The organism is Erwinia oleae (genome assembly GCF_000770305.1).
Classification (GTDB): domain Bacteria; phylum Pseudomonadota; class Gammaproteobacteria; order Enterobacterales; family Enterobacteriaceae; genus Erwinia; species Erwinia oleae.
Genome location: NZ_JNVB01000045.1, coordinates 1 through 26,094 on the forward strand (window position 1 = coordinate 1; position 26,094 = coordinate 26,094).

The 26,094-nt window shown below is 55.2% G+C and carries 25 protein-coding genes and 1 pseudogene; 15 read left to right on the forward strand and 11 right to left on the reverse strand.

What is annotated here, in order from left to right; all coding sequences use genetic code 11:
- A partial coding sequence (adhE, locus tag GS12_RS14755) for a bifunctional acetaldehyde-CoA/alcohol dehydrogenase (RefSeq protein WP_034948362.1) occupies positions 1-1,996 on the reverse strand: 1,996 nt, incomplete at its 3' end.
- 483 nt (positions 1,997-2,479) lie between these two features.
- Here adhE and GS12_RS14760 point away from each other — a divergent pair.
- The 12 genes and pseudogenes from GS12_RS14760 (at position 2,480) to GS12_RS14815 (ending at position 16,939) form a co-directional block, all read left to right on the forward strand.
- Entirely contained in the window at positions 2,480-3,127 is a 648-nt protein-coding gene (locus tag GS12_RS14760; RefSeq protein WP_034915185.1) for a YchE family NAAT transporter, read from the forward strand.
- Positions 3,128-3,730: 603 nt separating this feature from the next.
- Positions 3,731-5,363: pseudogene (locus tag GS12_RS14765) on the forward strand (ABC transporter substrate-binding protein).
- Between the two features lie 137 nt (positions 5,364-5,500).
- Positions 5,501-7,132 (forward strand): oligopeptide ABC transporter substrate-binding protein OppA, encoded by a 1,632-nt coding sequence (oppA, locus tag GS12_RS14770; RefSeq protein ID WP_034915182.1) that lies wholly within the window; start codon positions 5,501-5,503, stop codon positions 7,130-7,132.
- Positions 7,133-7,215: 83 nt separating this feature from the next.
- Complete coding sequence (oppB, locus tag GS12_RS14775) at positions 7,216-8,136, forward strand: oligopeptide ABC transporter permease OppB (protein ID WP_034915180.1); 921 nt, start codon at positions 7,216-7,218, stop codon at positions 8,134-8,136.
- Positions 8,137-8,150: 14 nt separating this feature from the next.
- Positions 8,151-9,059: an oligopeptide ABC transporter permease OppC gene (gene oppC / locus GS12_RS14780; protein ID WP_034948364.1), complete on the forward strand. Its 909-nt coding sequence runs from the start codon at positions 8,151-8,153 to the stop codon at positions 9,057-9,059.
- Positions 9,060-9,070: 11 nt separating this feature from the next.
- Positions 9,071-10,084: an ABC transporter ATP-binding protein gene (gene oppD / locus GS12_RS14785; protein WP_034915172.1), complete on the forward strand. Its 1,014-nt coding sequence runs from the start codon at positions 9,071-9,073 to the stop codon at positions 10,082-10,084.
- Positions 10,081-11,082 carry a murein tripeptide/oligopeptide ABC transporter ATP binding protein OppF gene (oppF, locus tag GS12_RS14790; RefSeq protein WP_034948367.1) on the forward strand — a complete coding sequence of 334 codons (1,002 nt, stop codon included), beginning with the start codon at positions 10,081-10,083 and terminating at the stop codon, positions 11,080-11,082. Before oppD ends, oppF begins: the two co-directional genes overlap by 4 nt.
- Before the next feature lie 196 nt (positions 11,083-11,278).
- Complete coding sequence (locus GS12_RS14795; protein ID WP_235421191.1) at positions 11,279-12,940, forward strand: ABC transporter substrate-binding protein; 1,662 nt, start codon at positions 11,279-11,281, stop codon at positions 12,938-12,940.
- A 46-nt stretch (positions 12,941-12,986) separates the two neighbouring features.
- Complete coding sequence (locus GS12_RS14800) at positions 12,987-13,943, forward strand: ABC transporter permease (RefSeq protein ID WP_034948370.1); 957 nt, start codon at positions 12,987-12,989, stop codon at positions 13,941-13,943.
- A gap of 2 nt (positions 13,944-13,945) precedes the next feature.
- A complete protein-coding gene (opp4C, locus tag GS12_RS14805; RefSeq protein WP_034948373.1) occupies positions 13,946-14,893 on the forward strand; it encodes an oligopeptide ABC transporter permease in 948 nt (315 codons plus the stop codon).
- Positions 14,890-15,891: an ABC transporter ATP-binding protein gene (locus tag GS12_RS14810; RefSeq protein WP_034948376.1), complete on the forward strand. Its 1,002-nt coding sequence runs from the start codon at positions 14,890-14,892 to the stop codon at positions 15,889-15,891. The genes opp4C and GS12_RS14810 overlap by 4 nt, the downstream gene beginning before the upstream one ends.
- Entirely contained in the window at positions 15,878-16,939 is a 1,062-nt protein-coding gene (locus tag GS12_RS14815) for an ABC transporter ATP-binding protein (protein WP_052118479.1), read from the forward strand. Before GS12_RS14810 ends, GS12_RS14815 begins: the two co-directional genes overlap by 14 nt.
- Here the strand turns inward: GS12_RS14815 and GS12_RS14820 are convergent.
- Positions 16,863-17,186: an HI1450 family dsDNA-mimic protein gene (locus GS12_RS14820; RefSeq protein ID WP_034948379.1), complete on the reverse strand. Its 324-nt coding sequence runs from the start codon at positions 17,184-17,186 to the stop codon at positions 16,863-16,865. The genes GS12_RS14815 and GS12_RS14820 overlap by 77 nt on opposite strands.
- Before the next feature lie 36 nt (positions 17,187-17,222).
- Positions 17,223-18,683, reverse strand: coding sequence for a cardiolipin synthase (gene cls / locus GS12_RS14825; RefSeq protein WP_034915156.1), 1,461 nt, complete (start codon positions 18,681-18,683; stop codon positions 17,223-17,225).
- 142 nt (positions 18,684-18,825) lie between these two features.
- Here cls and GS12_RS24360 point away from each other — a divergent pair, with 142 nt between their 5' ends.
- Positions 18,826-18,996 carry a YciY family protein gene (locus GS12_RS24360; protein WP_152601416.1) on the forward strand — a complete coding sequence of 57 codons (171 nt, stop codon included), beginning with the start codon at positions 18,826-18,828 and terminating at the stop codon, positions 18,994-18,996.
- Positions 18,997-19,026: 30 nt separating this feature from the next.
- On the opposite strand, the gene GS12_RS14830 is transcribed toward GS12_RS24360, so the two are convergent.
- The gene (locus GS12_RS14830) at positions 19,027-19,323 is read right to left on the reverse strand and encodes a YciI family protein (protein WP_034915153.1); all 297 of its coding nucleotides are present in this window, start codon (positions 19,321-19,323) and stop codon (positions 19,027-19,029) included.
- Between the two features lie 203 nt (positions 19,324-19,526).
- On the opposite strand from GS12_RS14830, the gene tonB reads away from it, so the two are divergent.
- Entirely contained in the window at positions 19,527-20,258 is a 732-nt protein-coding gene (gene tonB / locus GS12_RS14835) for a TonB system transport protein TonB (protein ID WP_034915151.1), read from the forward strand.
- 148 nt (positions 20,259-20,406) lie between these two features.
- Here the strand turns inward: tonB and yciA are convergent, their stop codons facing one another.
- Genes yciA through GS12_RS14855 form a run of 4 tightly spaced genes read right to left on the reverse strand, consistent with a single transcriptional unit; the run spans position 20,407 to position 22,646 of the window.
- Positions 20,407-20,844 carry an acyl-CoA thioester hydrolase YciA gene (gene yciA / locus GS12_RS14840; protein WP_407637862.1) on the reverse strand — a complete coding sequence of 146 codons (438 nt, stop codon included), beginning with the start codon at positions 20,842-20,844 and terminating at the stop codon, positions 20,407-20,409.
- A gap of 54 nt (positions 20,845-20,898) precedes the next feature.
- Positions 20,899-21,435: a septation protein A gene (locus GS12_RS14845; protein ID WP_034915148.1), complete on the reverse strand. Its 537-nt coding sequence runs from the start codon at positions 21,433-21,435 to the stop codon at positions 20,899-20,901.
- Positions 21,436-21,471: 36 nt separating this feature from the next.
- Positions 21,472-22,203 carry a YciC family protein gene (locus tag GS12_RS14850; protein WP_034915146.1) on the reverse strand — a complete coding sequence of 244 codons (732 nt, stop codon included), beginning with the start codon at positions 22,201-22,203 and terminating at the stop codon, positions 21,472-21,474.
- Positions 22,204-22,226: 23 nt separating this feature from the next.
- Complete coding sequence (locus GS12_RS14855) at positions 22,227-22,646, reverse strand: YkgJ family cysteine cluster protein (RefSeq protein ID WP_034948382.1); 420 nt, start codon at positions 22,644-22,646, stop codon at positions 22,227-22,229.
- Positions 22,647-22,900: 254 nt separating this feature from the next.
- On the opposite strand from GS12_RS14855, the gene ompW reads away from it, so the two are divergent.
- A complete protein-coding gene (gene ompW / locus GS12_RS14860; protein WP_034915140.1) occupies positions 22,901-23,533 on the forward strand; it encodes an outer membrane protein OmpW in 633 nt (210 codons plus the stop codon).
- A 54-nt stretch (positions 23,534-23,587) separates the two neighbouring features.
- Here the strand turns inward: ompW and GS12_RS14865 are convergent, their stop codons facing one another.
- The 3 genes from GS12_RS14865 to trpB form a co-directional block, all read right to left on the reverse strand.
- Positions 23,588-23,899 (reverse strand): BON domain-containing protein, encoded by a 312-nt coding sequence (locus GS12_RS14865; RefSeq protein ID WP_034915137.1) that lies wholly within the window; start codon positions 23,897-23,899, stop codon positions 23,588-23,590.
- Positions 23,900-24,060: 161 nt separating this feature from the next.
- Positions 24,061-24,864, reverse strand: a complete 804-nt coding sequence (trpA, locus tag GS12_RS14870; protein WP_034948385.1) for a tryptophan synthase subunit alpha — start codon at positions 24,862-24,864, stop codon at positions 24,061-24,063.
- On the reverse strand, positions 24,864-26,054 hold the full coding sequence (gene trpB, locus GS12_RS14875; protein ID WP_034948386.1) for a tryptophan synthase subunit beta: 1,191 nt from the start codon (positions 26,052-26,054) through the stop codon (positions 24,864-24,866). Before trpB ends, trpA begins: the two co-directional genes overlap by 1 nt.
- Between the last annotated feature and the right edge of the window lie 40 nt (positions 26,055-26,094).

Below are 26,094 nucleotides of genomic sequence, written 5' to 3' on the forward strand. Positions count from 1 at the left end.
GAACTGAAACGTACGCTTCCAGCGCGTGCGTCACCGCATCCAGACCACCGAACGCACACAGCGATTTCGGCATATTCATCACCAGATTAGCGTCAACGATGGCCATATCCGGCGTCAGCGCGTAGTCCGCCAGCGGATATTTCTGACCGGTGGCATCGTCGGTTACCACGGCGAACGGCGTAACTTCTGAACCGGTGCCTGAGGTGGTGGTGATCGCGATCATTTTCGCCTTAACGCCCATTTTCGGGAATTTATAGATACGTTTGCGAATATCCATAAAGCGCAGCGCCAGCTCTTCAAAATGGGTTTCAGGATGTTCATACATCACCCACATGATTTTTGCTGCATCCATTGGTGAACCGCCGCCCAGCGCAATAATAACGTCTGGTTTAAAGGAGTTCATCTGCTCCGCACCTTTACGCACCACGCTCAGCGTTGGATCGGCTTCCACTTCAAAGAACACTTCGGTTTCAATGCCGTGTGATTTGAGGACGTTCACCACCTGATCGACATAGCCGTTGTTGAACAGGAAGCGGTCGGTCACGATAAAGGCGCGTTTTGCGCCATCGCTGGCGACTTCTTCCATGGCAATAGGCAGTGAGCCACGGCGGAAATAGATGGATTTCGGAAGTTTATGCCACAACATATTCTCTGCTCGCTTGGCCACGGTTTTCTTGTTAATCAGATGTTTAGGTCCGACGTTTTCAGAAATGGAGTTACCACCCCATGAACCACAACCCAGCGTCAGTGACGGTGCCAGTTTAAAGTTATACAGGTCGCCGATGCCGCCCTGTGACGCTGGCGTATTGATCAGAATGCGGGCGGTTTTCATCTTGTCGCCAAAGTAGTTGACGCGTTCACGCTCGTTATCCTGATCGGTATAGAGACAGGAGGTGTGGCCGATACCGCCCATCGCCACCAGTTTTTCTGCTTTCACGACCGCGTCTTCAAAGTCTTTCGCGCGATACATGGCAAGGGTAGGAGAGAGTTTTTCGTGAGCAAACGGCTCAGACTCGTCAACGGCCTGCACTTCGCCGATCAAAATTTTGGTGTTGCCCGGCACGTTGAGGCCCGCCATTTCAGCGATTTTCACCGCGGGCTGGCCTACGATAGCCGCATTCAGACCGCCATTTTTCAGGATAATGTCCTGAACGGCTTTCAACTCCTGGCCTTGCAGCATGTAGCCGCCATGGCTGGCAAAACGCTCACGCACGGCATCATAGGCTGAATCCACCACGATCACCGACTGCTCGGAGGCGCAAATAACGCCATTATCGAAGGTCTTAGACATCAGAATCGATGCCACTGCGCGCTTGATGTCAGCCGTCTCATCAATCACCACTGGCGTGTTGCCTGCACCAACGCCGATGGCAGGTTTGCCTGAACTGTAAGCCGCTTTAACCATGCCCGGACCGCCGGTGGCGAGGATCAGGTTAATATCCGGGTGATGCATCAGCTGGTTAGAAAGCTCAACGGAGGGAACGTCAATCCAGCCGATGATGTCTTTAGGCGCGCCGGCGGCGATAGCGGCCTGAAGCACAATGTCTGCCGCTTTATTGGTGGCGTCTTTTGCACGCGGATGAGGTGAGAAAATGATGCCGTTGCGGGTTTTAAGGCTTATCAATGCCTTGAAGATTGCGGTGGACGTGGGGTTGGTGGTAGGAACAATACCGCAAATCAGACCGGTGGGTTCAGCAATAGTAATGGTGCCGAAGGTATCGTCCGTATCCAGAATACCGCAGGTTTTTTCGTCCTTGTAGGCGTTGTAGATATATTCAGAAGCAAAGTGGTTTTTAATGACCTTGTCTTCCACAATACCCATGCCTGATTCTGCAACGGCCATTTTGGCCAGCGGAATTCGGGCATCGGCTGCCGCGAGAGCGGCGGCCCGGAATATCTTATCTACCTGTTCTTGAGTGAAGTTGGCATATTCGCGCTGTGCCTTTTTAACACGTTCAACCAGTGCGTTAAGTTCAGCAACATTAGTAACGGCCATAATACTCTCCTGATGAAAGTTAAACTCTATTAGTAAACAGGTCGGAAACCAGCAGTATAGTCATTGAGTGCTAATGTGTTGTTATAAAGCTGTGATGCACTCGTTATATCTGCGATGTATTCCGCATGTTTACTGATAGAGTCTGCACATTCTTCACATCGTAAAGGGTGTGCTTACTACCCGCTTCCTTTCTCTGAAATTAAGCTTACTCACAATGGAGTAGCGCAATTTTGATCTGGATCAGGTAACACTAACGCTGACTCCATTCAGCGCCTGTGTTTACGCCGTGTGTTGGCAAGATGATTCAGATTGGTTATTCCTGTAAGGAATTGTTAAGTGGCTTTTACTGGGTGTGAAGGGAATGAGTGGTATTTATTGCTGCCTCGGTGGCAAAAATCCAGGTAAATATTCCAGTGAGTGGCGCTGGTAAGCGCACGACTTTTACATTAAATTAGCCGCCAGAAACTACCCCCAGGAGCCTGCATGAACCCGGCACTTTTAGACCTCTCCGGCTATATTAAATTCTTTATTGGTCTGTTTGCTTTAGTGAATCCCATAGGAATAATTCCTGTTTTCATCAGCATGACCAGCTATCAGGTGCCGGCTGCGCGTAACAAAACCAACCTGACCGCTAATCTTTCCGTTGCCATTATTCTCTGGACGTCGCTTTTTCTGGGGGATGGCATCCTGCATATTTTTGGTATCTCCATTGATTCGTTTCGCATTGCCGGCGGCATTCTGGTAGTGACGATTGCCATGTCGATGATTAGTGGCAAATTAGGCGAAGACAAACAGAACAAACAGGAAAAATCAGAAACGGCGATCAGAGAAAGCATCGGCGTGGTCCCGCTGGCGCTACCGCTGATGGCGGGGCCGGGCGCGATCAGCTCAACCATTGTCTGGAGCACGCGCTATCATAGCTGGCAAAATCTTCTGGGGTTCAGCGTGGCGATTGCGCTGTTTGCTTTCAGCTGCTGGGTATTGTTCCGCGCCGCGCCGTTGATGGTGCGCGTGTTGGGTCAAACCGGTATCAACGTCATTACCCGCATTATGGGGCTGTTGTTGATGGCGCTGGGCATTGAATTTGTTGTGACGGGCATGCGAACGCTCTTTCCTGGTCTTGCCGCATAAAGAATTGCACCGAATAAACCCTTTAAAAGCGTATATCCTGCGCTTTTTTTTATCGGCAAACGATCAATGCGCTTATCTGGTGCATTAAAAGGGTTTTTTGCACCTTTATGGTGCTTGTTATTCGCAAAACTTAACAGCGAAGCGGTGTCATTAATGTAATTACTGTAAAATTAAAGTAATCAGCGATATAACTTTTAAATGTTACGATCTTCACAAGAAAAAAATGCGATATGGCAGCGTCTGTGCGGTGTTACATGCTACTTACCCGCCCATAGCTGGATTTTTGCGCCATAAAACCTGTCTGTATGGCGGTTTCGCCTGGTTAATAACCAGCTTTAAGGCTATCTGCGTAATTACCTGCCTGTTTCCATTTATAAACATCTACATTTCAACGAGATAGTGGTTAATTTTTTGATTTAAATAATGCTTTCGATTAACGAGCACTCATGATAAAAGAGAAAGAGTTAACATTTTTGCTATTTTTTTTGGCGATTAAATTTTCATTCTGATAATTTTCGGTGGCCTTCCTGATAACTGGCATCGGATGTGCAAAAAGGTCAGCTTTAACGATCTGCATTCAGATCCACTCACACAGGTTAATTGATGAAACCATTCCCGCTTCGTTGTCCGAACCTGTCACAGGCGCTGCTGTTGTCGCTGGGCACTTTTATCGGGTGTGCCACCGCCGCCACCGTACCTGCTGGTACGACGCTGGCAACGGCTCAGTCAATCGTCATTAATAACGGCGGAGAAGTTTCATCGCTCGATCCGCAAAAAGTTGAGGGCGTGCCGGAAAGCAATATCATTATTAATTTGCTGGAAGGACTGGTGACCAGTGACAACAACGGTAAGATTGTGCCTGCCGTCGCCGAAAGCTGGAGTAATGAGCAAAACAGAGTCTGGACGTTCACACTGCGTGATAACGCTACGTGGTCAAATGGCGAACCGGTGACGGCGCAGGATTTTGTTTACAGCTGGCAGCGACTGGCAGACCCGAAAACCGCTTCGCCTTACGGCAGCTATCTGCAATATGCTCATCTCGACAATATTGACGATATTCTTTCAGGCAAAAAGCCGCCCGACGCGCTTGGCGTGAAAGCGCTGGACGACCATCATCTTCAGGTGACCCTCAGCGAGCCCGTTCCCTATTTCATTGCGCTGGCTTCACATACCGCAATGAAACCTGTTAACCGCGCCGTGCTGGAAAAATGGGGCGATAAATGGACGCAACCAGAGCACTATGTGGGCAATGGCGCCTATACGCTCAGCGAATGGGTGATCAATGAAAAGCTGGTGCTTAAACGCAATCCACGCTACTGGGACAATGCGAAAACGGTGATTGACCGCGCAACCTTCCTGCCGATCACCTCAGAAACCAGTGACGTGAATCGCTTTCGCAGCGGTGAAATTGATATGACCAACAGCGTTCTGCCGCCGGAGATGTTCGCCACGCTGAAAAAGACCTTAGGGACACAGGTGCGTATCAATCCGCTGCTCTGCACCTTTTATTATGAGCTAAACAATAAGCGCCCGCCGTTTAACGATCCACGCGTGCGCACGGCGGTTAAACTGACGCTCGATCGCAACATCATCACTGAAAAAATCATGGGGCAGGGGCAAATTCCGGCGGGTGGCTTTACGCCGCCGTTTATCAACGGTGCGCACCTGACGGCGCCAGCGTGGCTGGCACTGAGCCAGGATCAGCGCAATAAAATGGCGCGTAAGCTGCTGGAAGAGGCAGGCTATTCGGCTGATAAGCCGCTGAGTTTCAATCTGCTCTACAACACCTCTGACGTGAATAAAAAGCAGGCCATTGCCGCCGCCTCTATGTGGAAAAAGAATCTGGGCGCCAGCGTCACCCTGAATAATCAGGAGTGGAAAACCATGCTGGACACGCGACATCAGGGCAATTTCGACGTGGCGCGCGCCACCTGGTGCTCCGATTACAACGAGCCTTCCACCTTTCTTAACAGCATGCTGAGCACCTCGACTAACAATACCGCCTTATAACAGCAAGGCGTTTGACGCGTTGATGGCGAAGTCGCTTCAGGTTTCGGATAAAGAGCGCGAGGACGTTTACCAACAGGCAGAGCGGCAGTTGGACAGCGACTCGGCTATCGTACCGGTTTACTATCGCGTCAGCGCGCGGCTGGTGAAGCCCTGGGTGGGCGGATTTACCGGTAAAGATCCGCAGGATCTGACCGATATCAAATATTTTTACATTGAACAGCATTAACGATTTGGAGTATTTCTGGCTTTGGGTAAAACCGGCCCGATGTGACGTCGTTCCGTCGCGGTGGGCTGCCCGGTTAACGGGGGGACGCTGATGATTTTGACCACATTGGCAATGATAAAAACTGGAGTAGGTAAATAATGACCAACATCACGAAAAAAAGTCTGATTGCGCTTGGCGTTATGACCGCGCTGGCGGGAAATCTGGCGATAGCGGCCAGCGTGCCTGCGGGCGTTGAGCTGGCGGCAAAACAGGAACTGGTAAAAGGAAACGGCGACGAAGTGCAGTCTCTTGATCCGCACAAAATCGAAGGCGTGCCGGAGTCCAACGTCAACCGCGACCTGCTGGAAGGGCTGGTTATCGGTGATGAGCAGGGGCATCCGATCCCTGGCGTGGCCGAGAGCTGGGAAAACAAAGACGGCAAAGTCTGGACTTTCCACCTGCGTAAAAATGCCAAATGGTCTAACGGCGAGCCGGTTACCGCTCAGGACTTCGTCTACAGCTGGCAGCGTCTGGCCGACCCGAAAACCGCATCGCCTTATGCCAGCTACCTGCAATACGGTCACCTGCTGAATATCGATGACATCATTGCCGGCAAGAAAACCCCCGATCAGCTGGGTGTGAAAGCGATTGACGCCAACACGCTGGAAGTCACGCTGAGCGAATCCGTGCCTTACTTCTTCAAGCTGCTGGTTCACCCGTCAATGTCGCCGGTTTACAAACCTGCCATCGACAAGGCCGGTGAAAAATGGACCCAGCCGGAAAACTGGGTGGGCAACGGCGCCTTTAAACTGCAATCTCACGTGATTAACGAACGTATCGAGCTGGTGCGCAACACCGAATACTGGGATAACGCCAACACCAAGCTGGATAAGGTGACCTTCCTGCCAATCCCTTCTGAAGTCAGCGATGTTAACCGCTATTTCAGCAGCGGCGGCAGCGACATGACCTACAACAATATGCCTATCGAGCTGTTCAAAAAGCTTCAGCGCGACAACCCGAAAGAGCTGCATGTTGATCCTTACCTCTGCACCTATTACTACGAAATCAACAACCAGAAAGCGCCGTTTACCGATCCACGCGTTCGCGCTGCCCTGAAGCTGGGTATCGATCGCGATATCATGGTGAATAAAGTGCTGGCGCAGGGCCAGTTGCCTGCTTACAGCTATACGCCGCCAGCCACCGACGGCGCCGATCTGGTTAAACCGGAATGGTTCAGCTGGTCGCAGGAAAAACGCAACGCAGAAGCGAAAAAACTGCTGGCGGAAGCGGGCTATACCGCCGACAAGCCGCTGACTTTTGAACTGCTGTATAACACCTCCGATCTGCACAAGAAGCTGGCTATCGCTGCCTCGTCGATCTGGAAGAAAAACCTCGGTGTTAACATCAAGCTCAACAACCAGGAGTGGAAAACCTTCCTTGATACGCGTCATCAGGGTAATTTTGATGTATCCCGCGCGGCCTGGTGTGCAGACTACAATGAGCCAACCTCATTCCTGAACACGATGACCTCCAACAGCAGCAACAACACCTCGCACTACAAATCGGCTGAGTTCGATAAGGCGATTGCCGATGCTGCGAAGGCCAGCGATGACAAATCGCGTAGCGATCTTTACGCCAAAGCCGAACAGATTCTGGATAAAGACTCCACTATCGTTCCGGTTTACTACTACGTTAACGCCCGCCTGGTGAAACCGTACGTAGGCGGTTATACCGGTAAAGATCCGCTGGACAACGTGTACGACAAAAATCTTTATATTATTAAACACTAATGGCAAAAACCGGGAGGCGGTTCACCGCTTCCCGGCGTGTCTATTTTGAGCAGTGCTGAGGCACAAGCCAGCAGGTATGGGCAATGTTAAAGTTTATTCTGCGTCGCGTTCTGGAAGCGATCCCGACGCTACTCATTCTTATTACGATCTCCTTCTTTATGATGCGCCTCGCCCCCGGCAGCCCATTTACCGGCGAGCGCACGCTGTCGCCTGAAGTGATGGCGAACATTGAAGCGAAATATCACCTCAACGATCCGATCCTGAAACAGTACGGCGATTATCTGTTGCAGCTGGCAAAAGGGGATTTTGGCCCGTCGTTTAAATACAAAGACTATTCGGTCAACTATCTGGTGGGACACGCATTTCCGGTTTCGGCGAAGCTGGGCCTGGCCGCCTTTGTTCTGGCGGTGATCCTCGGCGTCACCGCCGGCGTAATTGCGGCGTTAAAGCAGAACAGTACCTGGGATTATATTGTGATGGGCGTGGCGATGACCGGAGTGGTCATTCCGAGCTTTGTGGTTGCGCCGCTGCTGGTGCTGATATTTGCGATTGCACTGAAGTGGCTGCCCGGTGGGGGCTGGAACGGCGGTGAAGCGAAGTTCATGATCCTGCCGATGGTAGCGCTGTCGCTGGCCTACATCGCCAGTATCGCGCGTATAACGCGCGGCTCGATGATTGAGGTGCTGCACTCCAACTTTATTCGCACCGCGCGGGCCAAAGGGCTGCCGATGCGGCGTATCGTGATGCGGCATGCGCTGAAGCCCGCTATGCTGCCGGTACTCTCTTACCTCGGCCCGGCCTTTGTCGGCATCATCACCGGCTCAATGGTGATTGAAACTATTTATGGCCTGCCGGGCATTGGTCAGCTTTTTGTTAATGGCGCGCTGAACCGCGACTATTCGCTGGTGCTCAGCCTGACCATTCTGGTCGGTGTGCTGACCATTCTGTTCAACGCCATTGTTGACGTGCTTTATGCCGTCATCGATCCAAAAATTCGCTACTGATATCGGAGCTCGCCATGATCCTGAGTAAAAAGAATAGCGAAGCTCTCGACTCCTTCAGCGAAAAGCTGGAAGTGGAAGGGCGGAGCCTGTGGCAGGATGCCCGACGTCGTTTTATCCATAACCGCGCGGCGCTGGCCAGCCTGATTGTGTTGGTTCTGATCTCGCTGTTTGTCATTTTCGCGCCAATGCTGTCGTCGTTCACCTACGATGATACCGACTGGGCAATGATGTCTGCACCGCCGGATATGATCTCTAAACACTACTTCGGCACCGACTCCTCCGGGCGCGACCTGCTGGTGCGTGTGGCCATTGGCGGACGTATTTCACTGATGGTCGGCATTGCTTCCGCGCTGGTAGCGGTACTGGTCGGCACGCTTTACGGCTCGCTGGCGGGCTATCTGGGCGGCAAAACCGACTCGGTGATGATGCGCCTGCTGGAAATCCTCAACTCCTTTCCCTTTATGTTCTTCGTTATCCTGCTGGTGACCTTCTTTGGCCGCAATATACTGCTGATCTTCGTTGCCATCGGTCTGGTTTCCTGGCTGGATATGGCGCGTATCGTGCGCGGGCAAACGTTGAGCCTGAAACGCAAGGAGTTTATTGAAGCGGCGCACGTCGGCGGCGTTTCCACCGTCAGCATCGTGCTGCGACATATCGTGCCGAACGTGCTCGGTGTAGTGGTGGTTTATGCCTCGCTGCTGGTGCCCAGCATGATCCTGTTTGAATCCTTCCTCAGCTTTCTGGGGCTGGGCACGCAGGAGCCTTTGAGCAGCTGGGGCGCGCTGCTCAGCGACGGCGCCAACTCAATGGAAGTGTCGCCGTGGCTGCTGCTGTTCCCGGCAGGTTTCCTGGTCGTCACGCTGTTCTGCTTCAACTTTATTGGCGACGGTATGCGTGATGCCCTCGACCCGAAAGATCGTTAAGGAGTTTCCCGATGAGCGTAATTGAACAACAGCCAGCACTGGCGAAAATCGCGGGAAGCGACCGGCTACTTGACGTCAGGGATTTGCGCGTCACCTTTTCCACCCCGGACGGCGACGTGACGGCGGTTAACGATTTGAACTTCGGCCTGAGCGCGGGCGAAACGCTGGGGATCGTCGGCGAATCCGGTTCCGGTAAATCGCAGACCGCTTTCGCCCTGATGGGCCTGCTGGCGAGCAACGGTCGCATTGGTGGTTCGGCGGTGTTCCAGGGCAAAGAAATTCTCAACCTGCCGGAGAACAAGCTGAACAGACTGCGTGCCGAGCAGATTGCGATGATTTTTCAGGATCCGATGACCTCGCTGAATCCCTATATGAAGGTGGGCGAGCAGCTGATGGAAGTGCTGAAACTGCATAAAGGCATGAACAGCGCCCAGGCCTTCGACGAATCGGTACGGATGCTGGACGCGGTGAAAATGCCCGAAGCGCGCAAGCGGATGAAGATGTATCCGCATGAGTTCTCTGGCGGGATGCGTCAGCGCGTGATGATCGCGATGGCGCTGCTTTGTCGGCCTAAACTGCTGATCGCCGATGAGCCCACTACCGCGCTGGATGTGACGGTGCAGGCGCAGATTATGACGCTACTGAACGACCTGAAAAGAGAGTTCAACACCGCGATTATCATGATCACCCACGATCTCGGCGTGGTCGCCGGTATCTGCGATCAGGTGCTGGTGATGTACGCCGGGCGCACCATGGAATATGGCCGTGCGCGCGATGTTTTCTATCAGCCAACGCACCCGTACTCCATCGGCCTGCTCAACGCAGTGCCGCGCCTGGATGCGGAAGGCGAGTCGCTGACTACCATTCCCGGCAATCCGCCGAACCTGCTGCGCCTGCCGAAGGGCTGTCCGTTCCAGCCGCGCTGTCCGCACGCGATGGAGATTTGCTCGACCATGCCGCCATTGACGCCGTTTGGCGAAGGGCGCCTGCGTGCCTGCTTTAAACCCGCGGAGGAACTGGTATGAGCGCGGTAGCTGAGAAAAAAGTCCTGTTAGAAATCGCCGATTTGAAGGTGCATTTCGATATCAAAGATGGTAAGCAGTGGTTCTGGCAGCCGTCAAAAACGCTGAAGGCGGTGGACGGCGTCAGCCTGCGCCTCTATGAGGGTGAAACGCTGGGCGTGGTGGGTGAATCCGGCTGCGGCAAGTCGACGCTGGCGCGTGCCATTATCGGGTTGGTGAAGGCGACCGACGGACGCGTCGCCTGGCTGGGCCGCGATCTGCTGGGCCAGAGCGAAGAGGAGTGGCGGCGCGCACGCAGCGATATTCAGATGATTTTCCAGGATCCGCTCGCCTCGCTGAACCCGCGCATGACCATTGGCGACATCATCGCCGAGCCGCTACGCACCTATCATCCAAAAATGCCGCGTCTGGAAGTAAAAGAGCGCGTGAAGACGATGATGATGAAAGTGGGGCTGCTACCAAACCTGATCAACCGGTATCCGCACGAGTTCTCCGGCGGCCAGTGCCAGCGTATTGGTATTGCGCGTGCGCTGATTCTCGAGCCTAAGCTGATCATCTGTGATGAACCGGTTTCTGCGCTGGACGTCTCCATTCAGGCGCAGGTGGTGAACCTGTTGCAGAAACTACAGAGGGAGATGGGGCTGTCGCTGATCTTTATCGCTCACGATCTGGCGGTGGTAAAACATATCTCCGATCGCGTGCTGGTGATGTATCTGGGGCATGCCGTGGAACTGGGCACCTACGATGAGGTGTATCAGAATCCGCAGCATCCCTACACGCGCGCGCTGATGTCCGCGGTGCCAATTCCCGATCCCGATCTGGAGAAGAACAAAGTCATCCAACTGCTGGAGGGCGAGCTGCCTTCACCGATCAATCCGCCTTCGGGCTGCGTCTTTCGCACCCGCTGTCCGATTGCCGGCCCGGAGTGTGCCAAAACCCGCCCGCTGCTGGAAGGAAGCTTCCGTCATGCGGTTTCCTGCCTGAAGGTCGATCCGCTTTAACAGCGTTAGTGAAGGGGCGCGGCAGCGCCCTTTTTTTTCGTCAATATCTTTCTTGCCTTTAGCACATTAACGTCGAAGAACATGCTTTTTCGTTGTTAGACAGCCTCTGTGAATGACCTTACTCTCTCGCTGATTATTACCATTGGATGAGGGATCGTTTTTGGCCACGTTATCAATTCCGTTTTTCGCCACGCCTCTGCGCGTGGCCGTGAGCGCTGCACTGCTGACCAGCGCCATAGTCTGTTCATCTTTCGCTTTTGCGGACGAACTGCTTCAGGAAGGTATCACACCGGCAACCGACGCCAGCCAGGTTCCCGCTGCCGCAAAATTGCGTAAGGATACGGTTATCGCCGGTATCTCCGAACCGCAGGGCATCTTTAATCCCTATTTCTTTGTTAACGGCTGGGATGAAAACGTCACCAATGTGATCTTCGCACGGCTGATCGACTGGGACAGTCACGGCAAACTGGTGCCGGGCCTGGCGGAGAGCTGGCAGGTCAGCGATGATGGCAAAATCTGGACGATAAAACTGCGCCCTGATTTAACCTTCAGCGACGGCTCGCCGCTCAGCGCAGAAGACGTCGCCTTCACGCTGACCGTCCTCTACGATCCGAAGTATGATGGCGATACCGACATCACGCTGGCGCATATTGCCGGTGGCGACGCGTACAAGCAGGGTAAGGCCGACAGCGTCAGCGGACTGAAGGTTATCGATCCACTTACCTTACAGGTTACCACCACGCAGCCGGGCGCCACCACCTTGCAAAAGATCGGCGGGCCGGTACTGTCGAAAGCGTATTACGGCCGCGGCTATCAGCGTGGAGAGCTGGATTACCTGCGCACGCTGCACGGTAAACCGCTCGGTAATGGCCCTTATATCTACGATAAATATATTCCGGGCCAGGAGATCCGTTTCCATGCCAACGCCCACTACTATCGTGGTAAACCGCCCACGCCGCGATTTATTTATCGCGTCACCAATCCGTCAACCAATTTCCAGTTATTTCAAACCGGTGACACCGATTACGATGCGTTTACCTCACGGCCGGATGATATTGAACAGCTGAAAATACTCGGTTTCGCCAATATCAACCTGTACGGCTCCAGCGACTACAGCAAGGTCGAGTTCAACCTGAAGCGTCCGGTCTTGCAGGACGTACGCGTGCGTCAGGCGCTGATTTATGGTCTCGATCGCCAGAAACTGGTCAACGTGGTCTATCAGGGCTACGGCAGCGTGGCGATTGAGCCCATTGCGCCCATCTCCTGGGCTTTTAATACGCAGGGGGTGAATCCTTATAACTTCGACCCGGCGCAGGCAAAAAAGCTGCTGGATGAGGCAGGCTGGAAGATGGGGGAAGACGGCATCCGGGTTAAAGACGGCAAGCGGCTTGAACTGTTGCTGCTGGTCAGTAAAAAGGTGCTGAACGATGCGCTGATCCCGATTGCAAAAGAAAACTACCGGCAGATCGGTGTACTCCTCAAACCGCAGGTGGTGGACTTTAACGCGCTGATGTCTCAGCGCAAGGCCGGCAACTACGATCTCGCCTCCTTCAGTACCAGCACGCTCAACGATCCGCACGACGGGGTGTGGGACTTCTACAGCACTGAAGCCGCCGTGCAGGGCTATCACAATGCTGAAGTGGATAAGCTGATCAATGAAGGCAACGCTACGTTAGATGTTGAGAAGCGCAAACCGATTTACCATCGGCTCTATCAGGTACTGGCTAACGATCCGCCGGTCATTTTGCTGGCCAATCGTAAAATTCTCTCGGCCAGCAGCGCGAGAGTTACCGGTTTCAAACCGGATATATACAACGGTCTGACCGGCAGCCTGCCGGATGTCAACATCGTTAAATAACCAGCCCTGACCGCCGCGATGACCTCGCGGCGGCACCGAGAACGTGATGAGAAATTTCATTCTGCGTCGTTTGCTGCAAACCCTGCCGATGCTGCTGCTTGCTTCGTTGATTATCTTCCTGCTGTTTGCCAAAACCCCCGGCGATTTTATTGATGGCAACATAACGCTGACCGCACAGCGCGCCGCTGAACTGAAGGCGCTCTACGGACTGGATCGGCCGCTGCTGACGCGCTATCTGCACTGGCTCTGGCAGTTAATGCAGGGCGATCTGGGTTATTCGCTGCAATATCAGATCCCGGTCAGCCAACTGCTGAATCAGTACATCTGGAACTCCTTTCTGCTGGCGAGTATCGCGCTGGTTTTCTATTGGGGAATTGCGCTGGCGGTGGGCATCGTTTCGGCGATGAAACCCGGATCGCTGTTCGATCACCTGGTCAGCGTGGTCATTTTCGCCGCCATGTCGTTTCCGACCTTTTTCCTCTGCCTGCTGCTGATTAAATGGTTTGCCGTCGATCTGCACTGGCTGCCGGTCGGCGGCATGACCAACATCGGCAGCGATGAAGGAGGTTGGGCGTATGTTATGCAGGTGGCGGCGCATCTGATCCTGCCGGTGCTGGCGCTTGTCATGTTGCAGGCCGGTAGCCTGACGCGTTATTTTCGCGCCAGCATGATTGATGTGGTGCGGATGGATTTCATCCGTACCGCGCGCGCCAAAGGGCTGCGTGAAGGCAGGGTGATTTTCAAACATGCGCTGCGCAATGCGCTTCTGCCCATTATCACACTGCTCGGTTTTGAACTGCCGGGCCTGTTTTCCGGTGCGCTGATCACCGAGAAAGTTTTTAACTGGCCCGGCGCCGGACATATCCATATTGACTCACTGGCCGCGCGTGACTATCCGGTGTTGATGGGTTTTACGCTGTTTCTTGCGGTGCTGACCATTCTGGGCAATCTGCTGGCCGACGTGCTTTACGCCTGGGCCGATCCGCGTATTCGGGTCGCATGAAGATGTTGCGAACGTTATTTTCCACCCAACGCCGTTTGCGCAAGGCGGAGATTCCGGCGCTGGCGCAGGTGACGCCGTCACCCTGGCGGCAGGCAGCGCGCGCGCTGCGCGGCAACCCGCTTGCCATGCTTTGCCTGGTTGTACTGCTGGTGATGGCCGTCTGGTGTATGGTTGGGCCGTACTTCTCGCCGTGGCGTGACGACGCCACCGATGCGCTGATGATTAATAAGCCACCCGGCGCGGATCACTGGCTTGGCACAGACTTTCTGGGACGCGACGTGTACACGCGCCTGCTGTTGGCGGGCCGTATTTCGTTGATTATCGGCCTGCTGACCATGCTGATGTCGGTCACGCTCGGCTATCTCTTCGGCGCCATTTCCGGGTATCTGGGCGGCCTCACGGACAAACTGATCATGCGCTTTGCCGATCTGGTGATGACCATTCCGTCGTTGCCGCTGTTGATTGTCATGGGGGCGATGCTCGCCGAGCTGGACTTCTCGCCGGAGTCGCGCGTCTGGATGGTTATCGTCATGCTCAGTGTACTGGAGTGGCCAAAACTGGCGCGCCTGGTGCGCGGGCAGATCCTTTCGCTGCGCGAGCGCGAGTTTATGTTAGCGACGCAGGTGCTGGGTCTGTCATCCCGCCGCCGCCTTTTCGGTCACCTGCTGCCCAATACCGTGCCGATCCTGCTGGTGATGGCGACGATGGCGGTGGCGAATGCCATCCTCAGCGAATCGGCGCTCAGCTATCTCGGGCTGGGCGTGGTGCCGCCCATGCCCTCGTGGGGAAACATGATGGACGCGGCGAACAGCCTGATCGATTTTCAGCGCCGCCCCTGGCTGTGGATGCCGCCGGGCATCGCGATTTTTATTACCGTCATTGCCATTAATATTCTTGGCGACGGCCTGCGCGACGCGCTCGATCCTAAAATGAAACGGAGCAGACGATGACGCAGCCGTTGGTGCGTTTTAATCACTTTTCCCTCTCTTTTGCCAGTGAACAGGGACGGGTTCGCGCCGTGCAGGATCTCTCTTTCGAGGTGCGGGGCGGACAAACCGTGGGTATCGTGGGTGAGTCGGGCTGCGGAAAAAGCGTCACCGCAATGTCGCTGATGGGGCTGTTGCCGCCCCGGTCGGCGAGCATCGACGGCGGTGAAATTCTCTTTCAGGGCCGCGACGTATTGACACTCCGCGGCAGAGAGCGGGCGGCGCTGCGTGGTAACCAGATGGCGATGATCTTTCAGGAGCCGATGACGGCGCTCAATCCGGTACTTACCATTGGCGAACAACTGGTGGAGCCGCTGATTTTACATCGCGGCGAATCGCCTAAGAAGGCTTGGGCGCTGGGGACGGAAATGCTGACCAGCGTGGGCCTGGCCCGTGCGGAAAGCCTGATGAGCAGCTATCCTCACCAGCTTTCCGGCGGCATGTTGCAGCGCGTAATGATCGCGATGGCGCTGAGCTGTCAGCCCGCGTTGCTGATCGCCGACGAGCCGACCACTGCGCTGGACGTCACCGTTCAGGCGCAAATTCTGCGGCTGCTGCGCGAGCAGGCGCAGCGGCACGCGATGGCGCTGATGCTTATTACGCATGATTTAGGGGTGATTGCGCAGATGACCGAGCGGGTGGTGGTGATGTACGCCGGCAGGATCGTTGAGCAGGGCACCACGGCGGAGGTGCTGCGCAATCCGCTGCATCCCTATACGCAAGGGCTGATTGCCGCAAAACCACAGCCGGGCGAGCGTCGCCGTCGCCTCTACTCAATACCCGGCCAGGTGCCCGATCTGGCGGCGCTGCCGCCATACTGCGCGTTTTACGCACGCTGCGAACGCGCCACCGAGCGCTGTCGCGCGGGGGTTCCGCCACTCATCGGCGACGAGCGGCAGGTCGCCTGTTTCTGGTCCGGCCCCGCCGCGCTTGCCGCAGGAGCGACACATGTATCTGATTGAAGTGGACGGGCTGAAAAAGTATTTTCCGGTTCGTGATGGCCTGTTTGGACAGGAGACCGGCCAGGTGCGCGCCGTGGATGACGTCAGCTTTGCCATTCGCAAAGGCACCATCTTTGGCCTGGTAGGAGAATCGGGCAGCGGTAAAACCACCGTTGGCCGCACGCTACTGGGGCTACATGATAAAACGGCGGGGCGGGTTATTTTTCGCGGCGAAGATCTGCACGCGATGAAGCCAAAGCAGATGAAAGCGCTGCGTCCCGATATTCAACTGGTGTTTCAGGATCCCTACAGCTCGCTCAATCCACGCCTGCGGATCGGCGATGCCATCGGTGAAGCCCTGCTTGAGCATAAACGCTGCACCCGCGCCGAACTGCGCGACAGGGTGCTGGAGGTGATGAATATTTGCGGCCTGGCGCCGCAGCATTACGATCGCTTTCCCCATGAGTTTTCCGGCGGTCAGCGCCAGCGCATCGGCATTGCACGCGCATTGATCCTGAAACCGGCCTTTATTGTGGCGGATGAGCCGATTTCGGCGCTGGATGTGTCGATCCAGGCGCAGATCATCAATCTGTTTGCCGATTTGCGGGATGATTTTGGCGTCACTTTTCTGTTTATTTCGCACGATCTCGGCGTGGTGGAACACCTGTGTGATGACGTGGCGGTGATGTATCTGGGGCAACTGGTGGAGACGGCAAGCCGTGATGCGCTGTTTCGCCAGCCTCTCCATCCTTACACGCAGGCGCTGCTGGCGGCGGTGCCGACGCTGGATCCGGATAGTGAACCGGTAGCCGTGGTCAGTGGGGAAATTCCGGATCCTTCAAACCCGCCAGCCGGCTGCCGTTTTCATACGCGCTGCCCGTATGTCACGGCGCGCTGTCGGGTGGAGGTACCGCTGTTGCGTGAGGTTGAAGAGAGCGGTCATCGCGTGGCCTGCCATAACGTACAGGGCGACGCTTCCCGGTTGACTGTGGCTAGTCGCGCCACAGAATATGGCAAATCTTGTGATCTTTCTCACGGCACAGCAGCACGCGGGCAAAGACATCGTTAATAGGCTCCCCGTCTGCATCGCCCAGGCCGATGACCACTTCCGAGAAGAAGTCCGGGTTCAGATCAAAATCAACGTGTTCTGCCCAGTCCTCGGCCGGATCGTAAAGTTCCGCGCCGCCACGCTCTTCAAACTGAAGATTGAACAGAATGATATCGGCCGGATCGAGGTTATCAGCGGCCAGCTCAAGAAAAATATCGTAGGCCTGCTCCAGCGTTTCATCTTCTGTCAGGCGATTGTTTAAATCCATAACGTTTTCCATCGGACCGGGTCATTTCCGCACGTTTTACAGCAACGGGCTGAAGAAGTAAAACAGTCGTTCAACAATTCGTTGCCACCAGGCGCGCTTCGCCCAGCGCCGGGCGTCCACAAGTCGCGAACGGGCGATATAATCGTCCTGAACGGTCGCCAGATCGCTGCCAAAACCGTCATCGTCAATCACCAGCGTGATTTCAAAATTGAGCCACAGGCTGCGCATATCGAGGTTCACCGTGCCGACCAGACTGAGCTGACCGTCCACCAGTACGCTTTTGGTGTGCAGCAGGCCGTCTTCAAACTGATAGATCTTTACCCCGGCTTCCAGCAGTTCGGCAAAAAATGCCCGGCTGGCCCAGCCGACCAGCAGAGAATCGTTATGGCGCGGCACGATGATGCTGACGTCAACGCCGCGCAGCGCGGCGGTACAGATGGCGTGCAGCAGGTCGTCGCTTGGCACAAAGTAGGGCGTGGTCATGATCAACTGCTCGCGCGCGGCATACACCGCCGTCAGCAGCGCCTGGTGAATCAGGTCTTCCGGGAAGCCAGGCCCGGAGGCAATCACCTGGATGGTGTGTCCGCTCTCCTGCTCGAACGGCATAATATTGGGATCCGGCGGCGGCGGCAGGATGCGTTTGCCGGTTTCGATCTCCCAGTCGCAGGAGTAGATAATGCCCATGGTGGTGGCGACCGGGCCTTCCATTCTTGCCATCAGGTCAATCCATTGCCCGACGCCGGCGTCCTGTTTGAAATAGCGCGGATCGACCAGGTTCATACTGCCGGTGTAGGCGATATAGTTATCGATTAACACCACCTTGCGATGCTGGCGCAAATCCATCCTGCGCAAAAACACGCGCAGCAGATTAACCTTTAGCGACTCCACCACGTCGACCCCGGCGTTGCGCATCATGCCTGCCCAGCGGCTGCGGAAGAACTGCACGCTGCCCGCTGAATCAAGCATCAGGCGGCAGTGCACGCCGCGCCGCGCCGCCGCCATCAGCGACTCAGCGACTTCATCGGCCATGCCGCCGGGCTGCCAGATATAGAAGACCATTTCGATATTGTGACGTGCTAACTGAATATCGCGGATCAGCGCGGTCAGCGTATCGTCGGTAGAGGTGAGCAGCTGTAGCTGGTTGCCTTTAACGCCCGCCACGCCCTGACGTTTCTCACACAGTTGAAACAGCGAGCGCGCCACATCACTGTTTTCATGGGCGAAGATCTGATGGCAGGATTTTAAATCGGTCAGCCATCGTGCCGTTGAAGGCCACATGGTGCGCGCGCGTTCGGCGCGACGTTTGCCGAGGTGCAGCTCACCAAACGAGAGATAGGCAATGATCCCCACCAGCGGCAAAATATAGATGATCAGCAGCCAGGCCATGGCGGACGGCACCGTCCGACGCTTCATCAGGATCCTGAGCGTAACGCCAGCGATCAGCAGCCAGTAGCCAAAAACAAGAAGCCAGCTGAGCAGGGTATAAAACGTCGTCATGGTGTGGGAAATCCGGTTCTCTCTTAGATAGAAGGAGTGTACGTGCAGATGACGGCAGGCGAAACCTTTAAGTCATCGGACCTCAGTAACGGCGTTGAGGCGTTATAATACGCCGCCATTTTTTTAAAGCAGGAAAGAAGAGATGAGACGAAGCCGCAATGAAGTCGCGCGCTGGAGAATGCAGCGTCAGGCCCAACGTCGCCGGACGCGCTGGCTGGAAGCGCAATCCAAACGCTACGGACGGATGCATCTTATCCGTCATACGTTAAACCAGCAGCATCGTCGCTCTGTCCTGTTTATTAACCAGCTTTGAGCCCATCCGGCAGGCTGCGCAGCTGATGGCTTAAAAGACGCGCTTGAAGGGTTTGACCGCCACCTGCTTATACACGCCAGCGGCGATATAGGGATCGTCCTGCGCCCAGGACTGCGCCTCTTCCAGCGAAGAGAACTCGGCAATGATGGTGGAGCCGCTAAAGCCCGCCGCGCCGGGTTCGTTGCTGTCAACCACCGGCATCGGGCCGGCAACGATCAGGCGGCCTTCGTCTCGCAGCAGCTGTAAACGCGCCAGATGCGCCGCACGCACCGAGGTGCGCTTTTCCAGTGAGTCTGCATTATCTTCCGCATAGATTACGTAAAGCACCTGTTATACTCCTGTCCGCTCAAAAAGTTGGCTTCACGTTAAGTTATTGACAGGGATTCTGCAAACGAAAAGCGCCGCTCAGAGATACAGCCGCGGTGAAAAAGCGATTAAGAACAAAAACCATCACCTTATTATGCATGGTTGTTGAAACTGATTGCTATTTGCATTTAAACTTACACCTTCACTTTTGCTGTAGAAAGATTATGACGACGCTGACTGAACCCTCTTTACCCCGACGTATTTCGTTACCGATGCTGGGCTCCGTTGCGCTGCATGTGGTGGCGATTGGCGGGATCCTTTACGCCTCTTATCACCAGGTTGTGGAAGTACCAAAAGCGTCTCAGCCTATCAGCGTTTCAATGGTGGCGCCGGAGGTACAGCCGGAGCCGCAGCCTGCTCCTCAGCCCGCACCGGAACCGGTGCCAGAACCTGAGCCAGAGCCAGAGCCGGTTCCCGAACCGCCGAAGCCGGTGCCGGTGCCCATTCCGAAACCGGAGCCAAAACCAAAACCGAAACCGGTGAAGAAAGAGGTGGTCAAGCCGAAGAAGCAGGTAAAACCGCGCGAGGAGCCGCGTCCGGCATCGCCGTTCAATGAAAACAAGCAGCCCGCGCCTAAGCCTTCCACCGCGCCGAAAACCGCGCAGGGGTCTTCAGTCGCGCCGCCAACCGGGCCAAAAGCGCTTAACGTCGGCAAACCGGTTTATCCGGCGCGCGCGCAGGCGCTGCGCATGGAAGGACGCGTGCGGGTGCAGTATGACGTTGATGATTCCGGCCGCGTTGATAACGTCCGCATCCTCTCCGCCGAACCGCGCAATATGTTCGAGCGCGAGGTGAAGGCTGCGATGAAACAGTGGCGATATGAACCCGGTAAACCTGGCAAGAACCTGACGATGAATATTATGTTCCGTCTCAACGGCGGCGCCAGCGTCGGGTAAATAAAAACGGCGGGGAGGCGTGTCTGGCAGGGCAATCGTAAGGATGCAAAACGCCATCCCTGGCTGTCCGGCACGCGCCGTCAAGGGCGCGTGCCGCTTTACTCTTTACCCTGAACACCTCTCCAATAGCACTGTTGCGCGGCCCGGTTCAGGCCTGTGCTTCGTCGTCTGACTGAAAGTGGCTCTTATCCGCAGGCAGCGGGCGTGACTTGCCTTTATCATCAACGGCAACATAAACGAACACCGCTTCGGTGGTGCAGTAACGCTGACCAATCGGTTCCGACGACACTTTTTTTACCCATACCTCAATATTAATGGTTATCGAGCTGGTGCCGGTGCGAATACAGCGCGCGTGACAGCTCACTACATCACCCACCGCTACCGGTTTGAGAAAGGTCATGCCGTCCGCACGTACCGTCACCACGCGCCCACCAGCAATCTCTTTCGCCAGAATGGCGCCGCCCATATCCATCTGCGACATCAGCCAGCCGCCAAAAATATCGCCGTTGGCATTGGTATCAGCGGGCATCGCCAGCGTCCTCAGCACCATTTCACCCTGCGGCGCACGATTTTTGTTATCGATCATCATTTTGCTTCCGGTAAAAATAAAAAAAGCCCGGCGAGTGGCCGGGCGTGGTGACTATTTTTCTTCTTGCGGCATCAGACGGTAGATATAGACCCCGCTGAACAGCGTGAACAGCAGCGTGAGGCCGGTTAAACCAAAGACTTTAAAATTGACCCAGATTTCCTGCGGCATCCAGAACGCCACATAAATATTTGCCAGACCACAGGCGAGAAAAAAGATCGCCCAGGCCACGTTCAGCCTTCGCCACGCAAGGGCAGGCAGCGTCAGCTCTTTACCCAGCATGGTCTGGATCAGCGGCTGTTTCATCCAGAACTGGCTGAACACCAGTGCGGCAGCGAACAGCGTATAGATAACGGTTACTTTCCACTTGATGAATTCATCGTTATGGAAAACCAGCGTCAGCGTGCCGAACACGGCCACCAGCACGAAGGTGACGATGGTCATTTTTTCCACTTTACGATACAGCACCCAGCTTGCCACCAGCGCAAGCGCGGTGGCGACGATCAGCGCGCCGGAGGCGACAAAAATGTCATACAGCTTATAAAAGACAAAAAATACCACCAGCGGAAGAAAATCAAGTAATTGCTTCATAAGGGCTTCCAGATACCAGACAGAGCCAAAACTGCATTAACGTAACAGCATATAAAGGCGATATAAGTAGATAATCAGTATGGCCGAAATGAGGTTGCTGAGCGCGTTAAGCACTACTGAAGCCACATTGGCAGGCAACACGGTCAACGAGGAGGCCAGCAACAGCACCGCCACCTTCGCCAGCAGCCAGACGGCTACCGCCGGCGCAACCAGCCTGACCTGACGCCACGCCAGACGGATGCTGGTGCGCATGGCCGCGAATACGCCAACTTTCTCAGTGCTCATGATCACCGGCGCCAGCGACAGCAAAATCGCCATCGCAATTCCCGGCACCACCACGACCATAAAGCCAATCTGCACCGCCAGCGTCATCAAAAACACCAGCAACAGCAGACGCAGCAGCATGGGCGCAGATGCGCCGATCGCGCGCAGCGCGCTGACGCGCTGCCCGGCGGAAACCATCGGCAGCAGGCACAGCATGCCCCCCAACAGCAGGGTATTGCCCAACAGTGAGGCGAAGGTACCCGCAGCCGATGCGCGCAGCAGCACCTGCTGCTGCTCCGGCGTCATATTCTGTACCATTTCGAGCAGGCTGGAACCGCTGTTTCCTTCGGTCATCAGAGAGAGCTGTCCGGCTTCGGGGGTTAATGCGTGGCCAATAATAACGGTGATGAATGAGGTTAACAGCGCCATCAGCACGATAGTAATAAGCTGATGGCGTAAAAAATTCCCGGTGTCACGGTAAAGCGATCCCGCCGTGATTGACATGTACACTCCTTGAAAAGCCTGTATTAACGATCGGGCGATTGTACATTGTCTGACGCTAACCTGGCACCCTGACTTACATAACTTTCGATTAAAGAAGGCGATAGTGCTGCAAAAAGCGGCGGCAATCCGTAGCGTGCCCGGGCGCGATCGCACGCTTCATTCGCTTCACCGTTTTCACCCGCACGGGCGAACTCGCGGCAGGGAGTGGGCCGGTTTTCATAAATCCCGCATGAAACGCAGCCTCCTGGCTCCCCCTTTAACGCCACGCAGCGAGGCGAACGCGCGTTGGTGCCGCGCATGTTGCGCATAAAAAGATTTAAAGGCTCGGTCAGTTCGGCCGGAACAACGCCGCCGCCGTCGTCAGCTTCTGACCAGTAAAAAGAGACGCGAAAATGTGCGCAGCAGGCGCCGCAACTGATGCATGGATTAAGAGAGTCGCTCATCTGATTGTCCACCCCTCCTGAGGCTTCGAACCAACATCACCAGTAAGAAATATGAAAATAGTCCGCTGCCCTGTTTCCTGCAACAGGGTTAATTCTTTAGAGGTAGAAGTGGGTAAGTTGATCTAAATCAACTCTATGTTTTTTAAGGGATTCGAAAAAATTGATTTGGATGATCTTTTTGAATAACCCATGTAAAAGTACGGCCAATAACTACCAAATCAAACTTTCATAGCAAATTTGCAAAGGAGTGAAGGATGAAACTGAAAGCACTGGCGCTGGCTGTGGTTACTCTGTTACCCGTTGTGGCATCCGCCCATGAAGCGGGCGATTTCTTTATGCGTGCAGGTTCTGCCACCGTGCGGCCAACCGGTGGTTCCGATGACGTGCTCGGGTTAGGCGAATTTGACGTCAGCAACAATACTCAACTGGGTCTGACCTTTACCTGGATGGCGACCGACCACGTGGGGGTTGAACTCCTCGGCGCCACGCCGTTCCGCCATAAAGTGGGGCTGGAATCTACCGGCACGCTGGCCACGGTGCGTCAACTGCCGCCCACTCTGATGGCGCAGTGGTACTTTATGGACGGCGCCAGCAAATGGCAGCCTTACGCCGGTATCGGCGTTAACTACACCATGTTTTACGATGAAGATTTTAATCAAACCGGTCGCGATGCGGGCTTAAGCAATTTGAGCGTGAAAAACTCGTGGGGCGTGGCGGGTCAGGTAGGGCTGGATTATCAACTCACGCCAGACTGGATGATCAACGCCTCCGTCTGGTACATGGATATTGATACCAAAGTCAGCTTTGATGCGGGCGGCGAGCGGCAGAGCATTGATACTCACATTAATCCGTTCGTCTTCTTCTTTGGCGCAGGCTATCGTTTCTGATCGTCAGCCATAAAAAAAGGCGCACTCTGTGCGCCTGTATAACGTCTGTCAGATTTACTTAATCTGCATTTTGTTAGTTACCGCATTAACGCCTTTCACGCTACGGGTGATCTGCACCGCGCGATTAGCCATCTGTGGTGAACTGACAAATCCGCTCAGCTGTACGCGACCTTTAAAGGTTTCAACGTTGATCTCAGTGGATTTAAGCATATCGTCCTTAATTAACTCGCCTTTCACCTTGGTGGTGATAACCGTGTCGTCCAGATAACCGCCAGTACCTTCTTTTGTTGCTGTTGGCGCACAGGCGACCGTCAATGCTACTGCTGCCGCAATCACCACACCCGTCAGAACTTTAAACAACTTCATTGTCAATCTCCCTGTCATTAATAATTGGCATGTGCCGGTCGGACAGAACTGTTCTGTCACTCGTAGAGTGTTAGCGACGATAGCGAATTAATCAATTTGCTGGCACTAAAAAAGAACAGAAAAATAGCGCCTTAACGGAGTCGCTAAGGCGCGAGGGGAAATTAACGCGTGGCGGCTTTCAAATTGCTGACAAAAGCGGTCAGTTCAGCCAGCATTTCCGGCGGGTTGGCGTGATTGCGCTCGATAATTTTAACGATAGCGGAGCCGGAGATGGCGCCCGCTGCGCCTGCGTTAAGCGCCTCTTTGACCTGAGAAGGCTCAGAGATACCAAAACCCTGAAGCGGCGGTGCAGCATGGTACTCGCTCAGCTTCTCAACCAGATGCTGCAAAGGCAGGCTGGCGCGCGTTTCCGCACCGGTCACGCCCGCACGTGACAGTAGATAGGTGTAACCACGGCCGTGCGACGCAATTTCACGCAACAGCTCGTCATCGGCGTTGGGTGGGCAGATATAGATTGGCGCGATGTTATGGCGCATCGCCGACTGGCGGAAAGCGGCCGACTCTTCAACCGGCACGTCGGCAATCAACACCGAATCCACGCCCGCTTCCTGACAGCGTGCATAAAAGTTATCCACGCCGTTTGAGAAAACCAGATTGGCGTACATCAGCAGGCCAATCGGGATCTCAGGATGCTTCTGCCGCACGGTTTTCAGGATCTCAAAACAATGTGACGGTGTCACGCCCGCAGCAAAAGCGCGTAGGGTGGCATTTTGGATCGTGGGGCCGTCGGCCAGCGGATCGGAAAAGGGGATGCCCAGTTCCAGCGCGTCCGCGCCGCCTTCAATCAGCGCATCGATGATTTGCAAAGAGACCTCGGGTGAGGGATCGCCCAGCGTCACAAAAGGAACAAGGGCGCCTTCGTTATTAGCGCGCAGGCGTTTGAACAGCTGTTCATAACGTTCCATCAGATTTCTCCCTTCGCAGTCAGAATATCGTGAACGGTAAAGATGTCTTTGTCGCCGCGACCGGAAAGGTTAACCACCAGCAGCTGCTCTTTTTCCGGGTTCTCACGCATCATTTTCAGCGCGTGGGCCAGCGCATGAGACGACTCCAGCGCAGGGATTATGCCTTCGCTGCGACACAGGATCTTGAACGCGTCCAGCGCTTCGTCATCGGTAACAGAGACATACTCTGCGCGACCCGTGCTGTTCAGGTGCGCGTGCTGCGGGCCGACCGAAGGGAAATCCAGCCCGGCGGAAATGGAGTAGGACTCCTCAATCTGCCCGTCCTCCGTCTGCATCATCGGCGCCTTCATGCCGAAATAGATCCCCACGCGACCGTGCTTGAGTGGCGCGCCGTGCTCGCCGGTTTCGATGCCGTGGCCTGCCGGCTCCACGCCGATCAGCCCGACGTTGGCGTCATCAATAAAATCGGCGAACATGCCGATAGCGTTTGAGCCGCCGCCCACGCAGGCGATAACCGCATCCGGCAAACGACCTTCTCTTTCCAGCATCTGCGCTTTGGTTTCTTCGCCAATCATTCGCTGAAACTCACGCACGATGGTCGGGAAGGGATGCGGGCCGGCGGCGGTGCCAAGCATATAGTGCGCCGTGTCGTAGCTGCCGGACCAGTCGCGCAGCGCTTCGTTGCAGGCATCTTTCAACGTGGCCGAGCCGCTGTGCACCGGGATCACCTCGGCGCCCATCAGGCGCATTCTGAAGACGTTTGGCGACTGGCGCTCAATGTCTTTCGCGCCCATGTAAATGCGGCACTTCAGGCCCAGCAGCGCGCTGGCCAGGGCGGAGGCCACGCCGTGCTGTCCGGCGCCCGTTTCAGCGATGATCTCTTTTTTGCCCATGCGCTTCGCCAGCAGTGCCTGTCCCAGCACCTGATTGGTTTTATGCGCGCCGCCGTGCAGCAGGTCTTCGCGCTTCAGGTAAAGACGGGTGCGGGTGCCTTTCGTCAGGTTCTGGCAGCGGGTCAGGGCGGTGGGACGACCGGCGTAGTTTTTCAGCAGATCGCTGAATTCAGCCTGAAATTCCGCATCGCGCTGGGCGCTGACAAAGGCTTCTTCGAGCTGGCGCAGGGCCGGCATCAGAATCTGCGGCACGTACATGCCGCCGAATTCACCAAAATAGGGATTGAGTAAGGTCATAGTCGTTTCTCTTTTCCAGCAGGAAGCAGGCCGGGCCTGC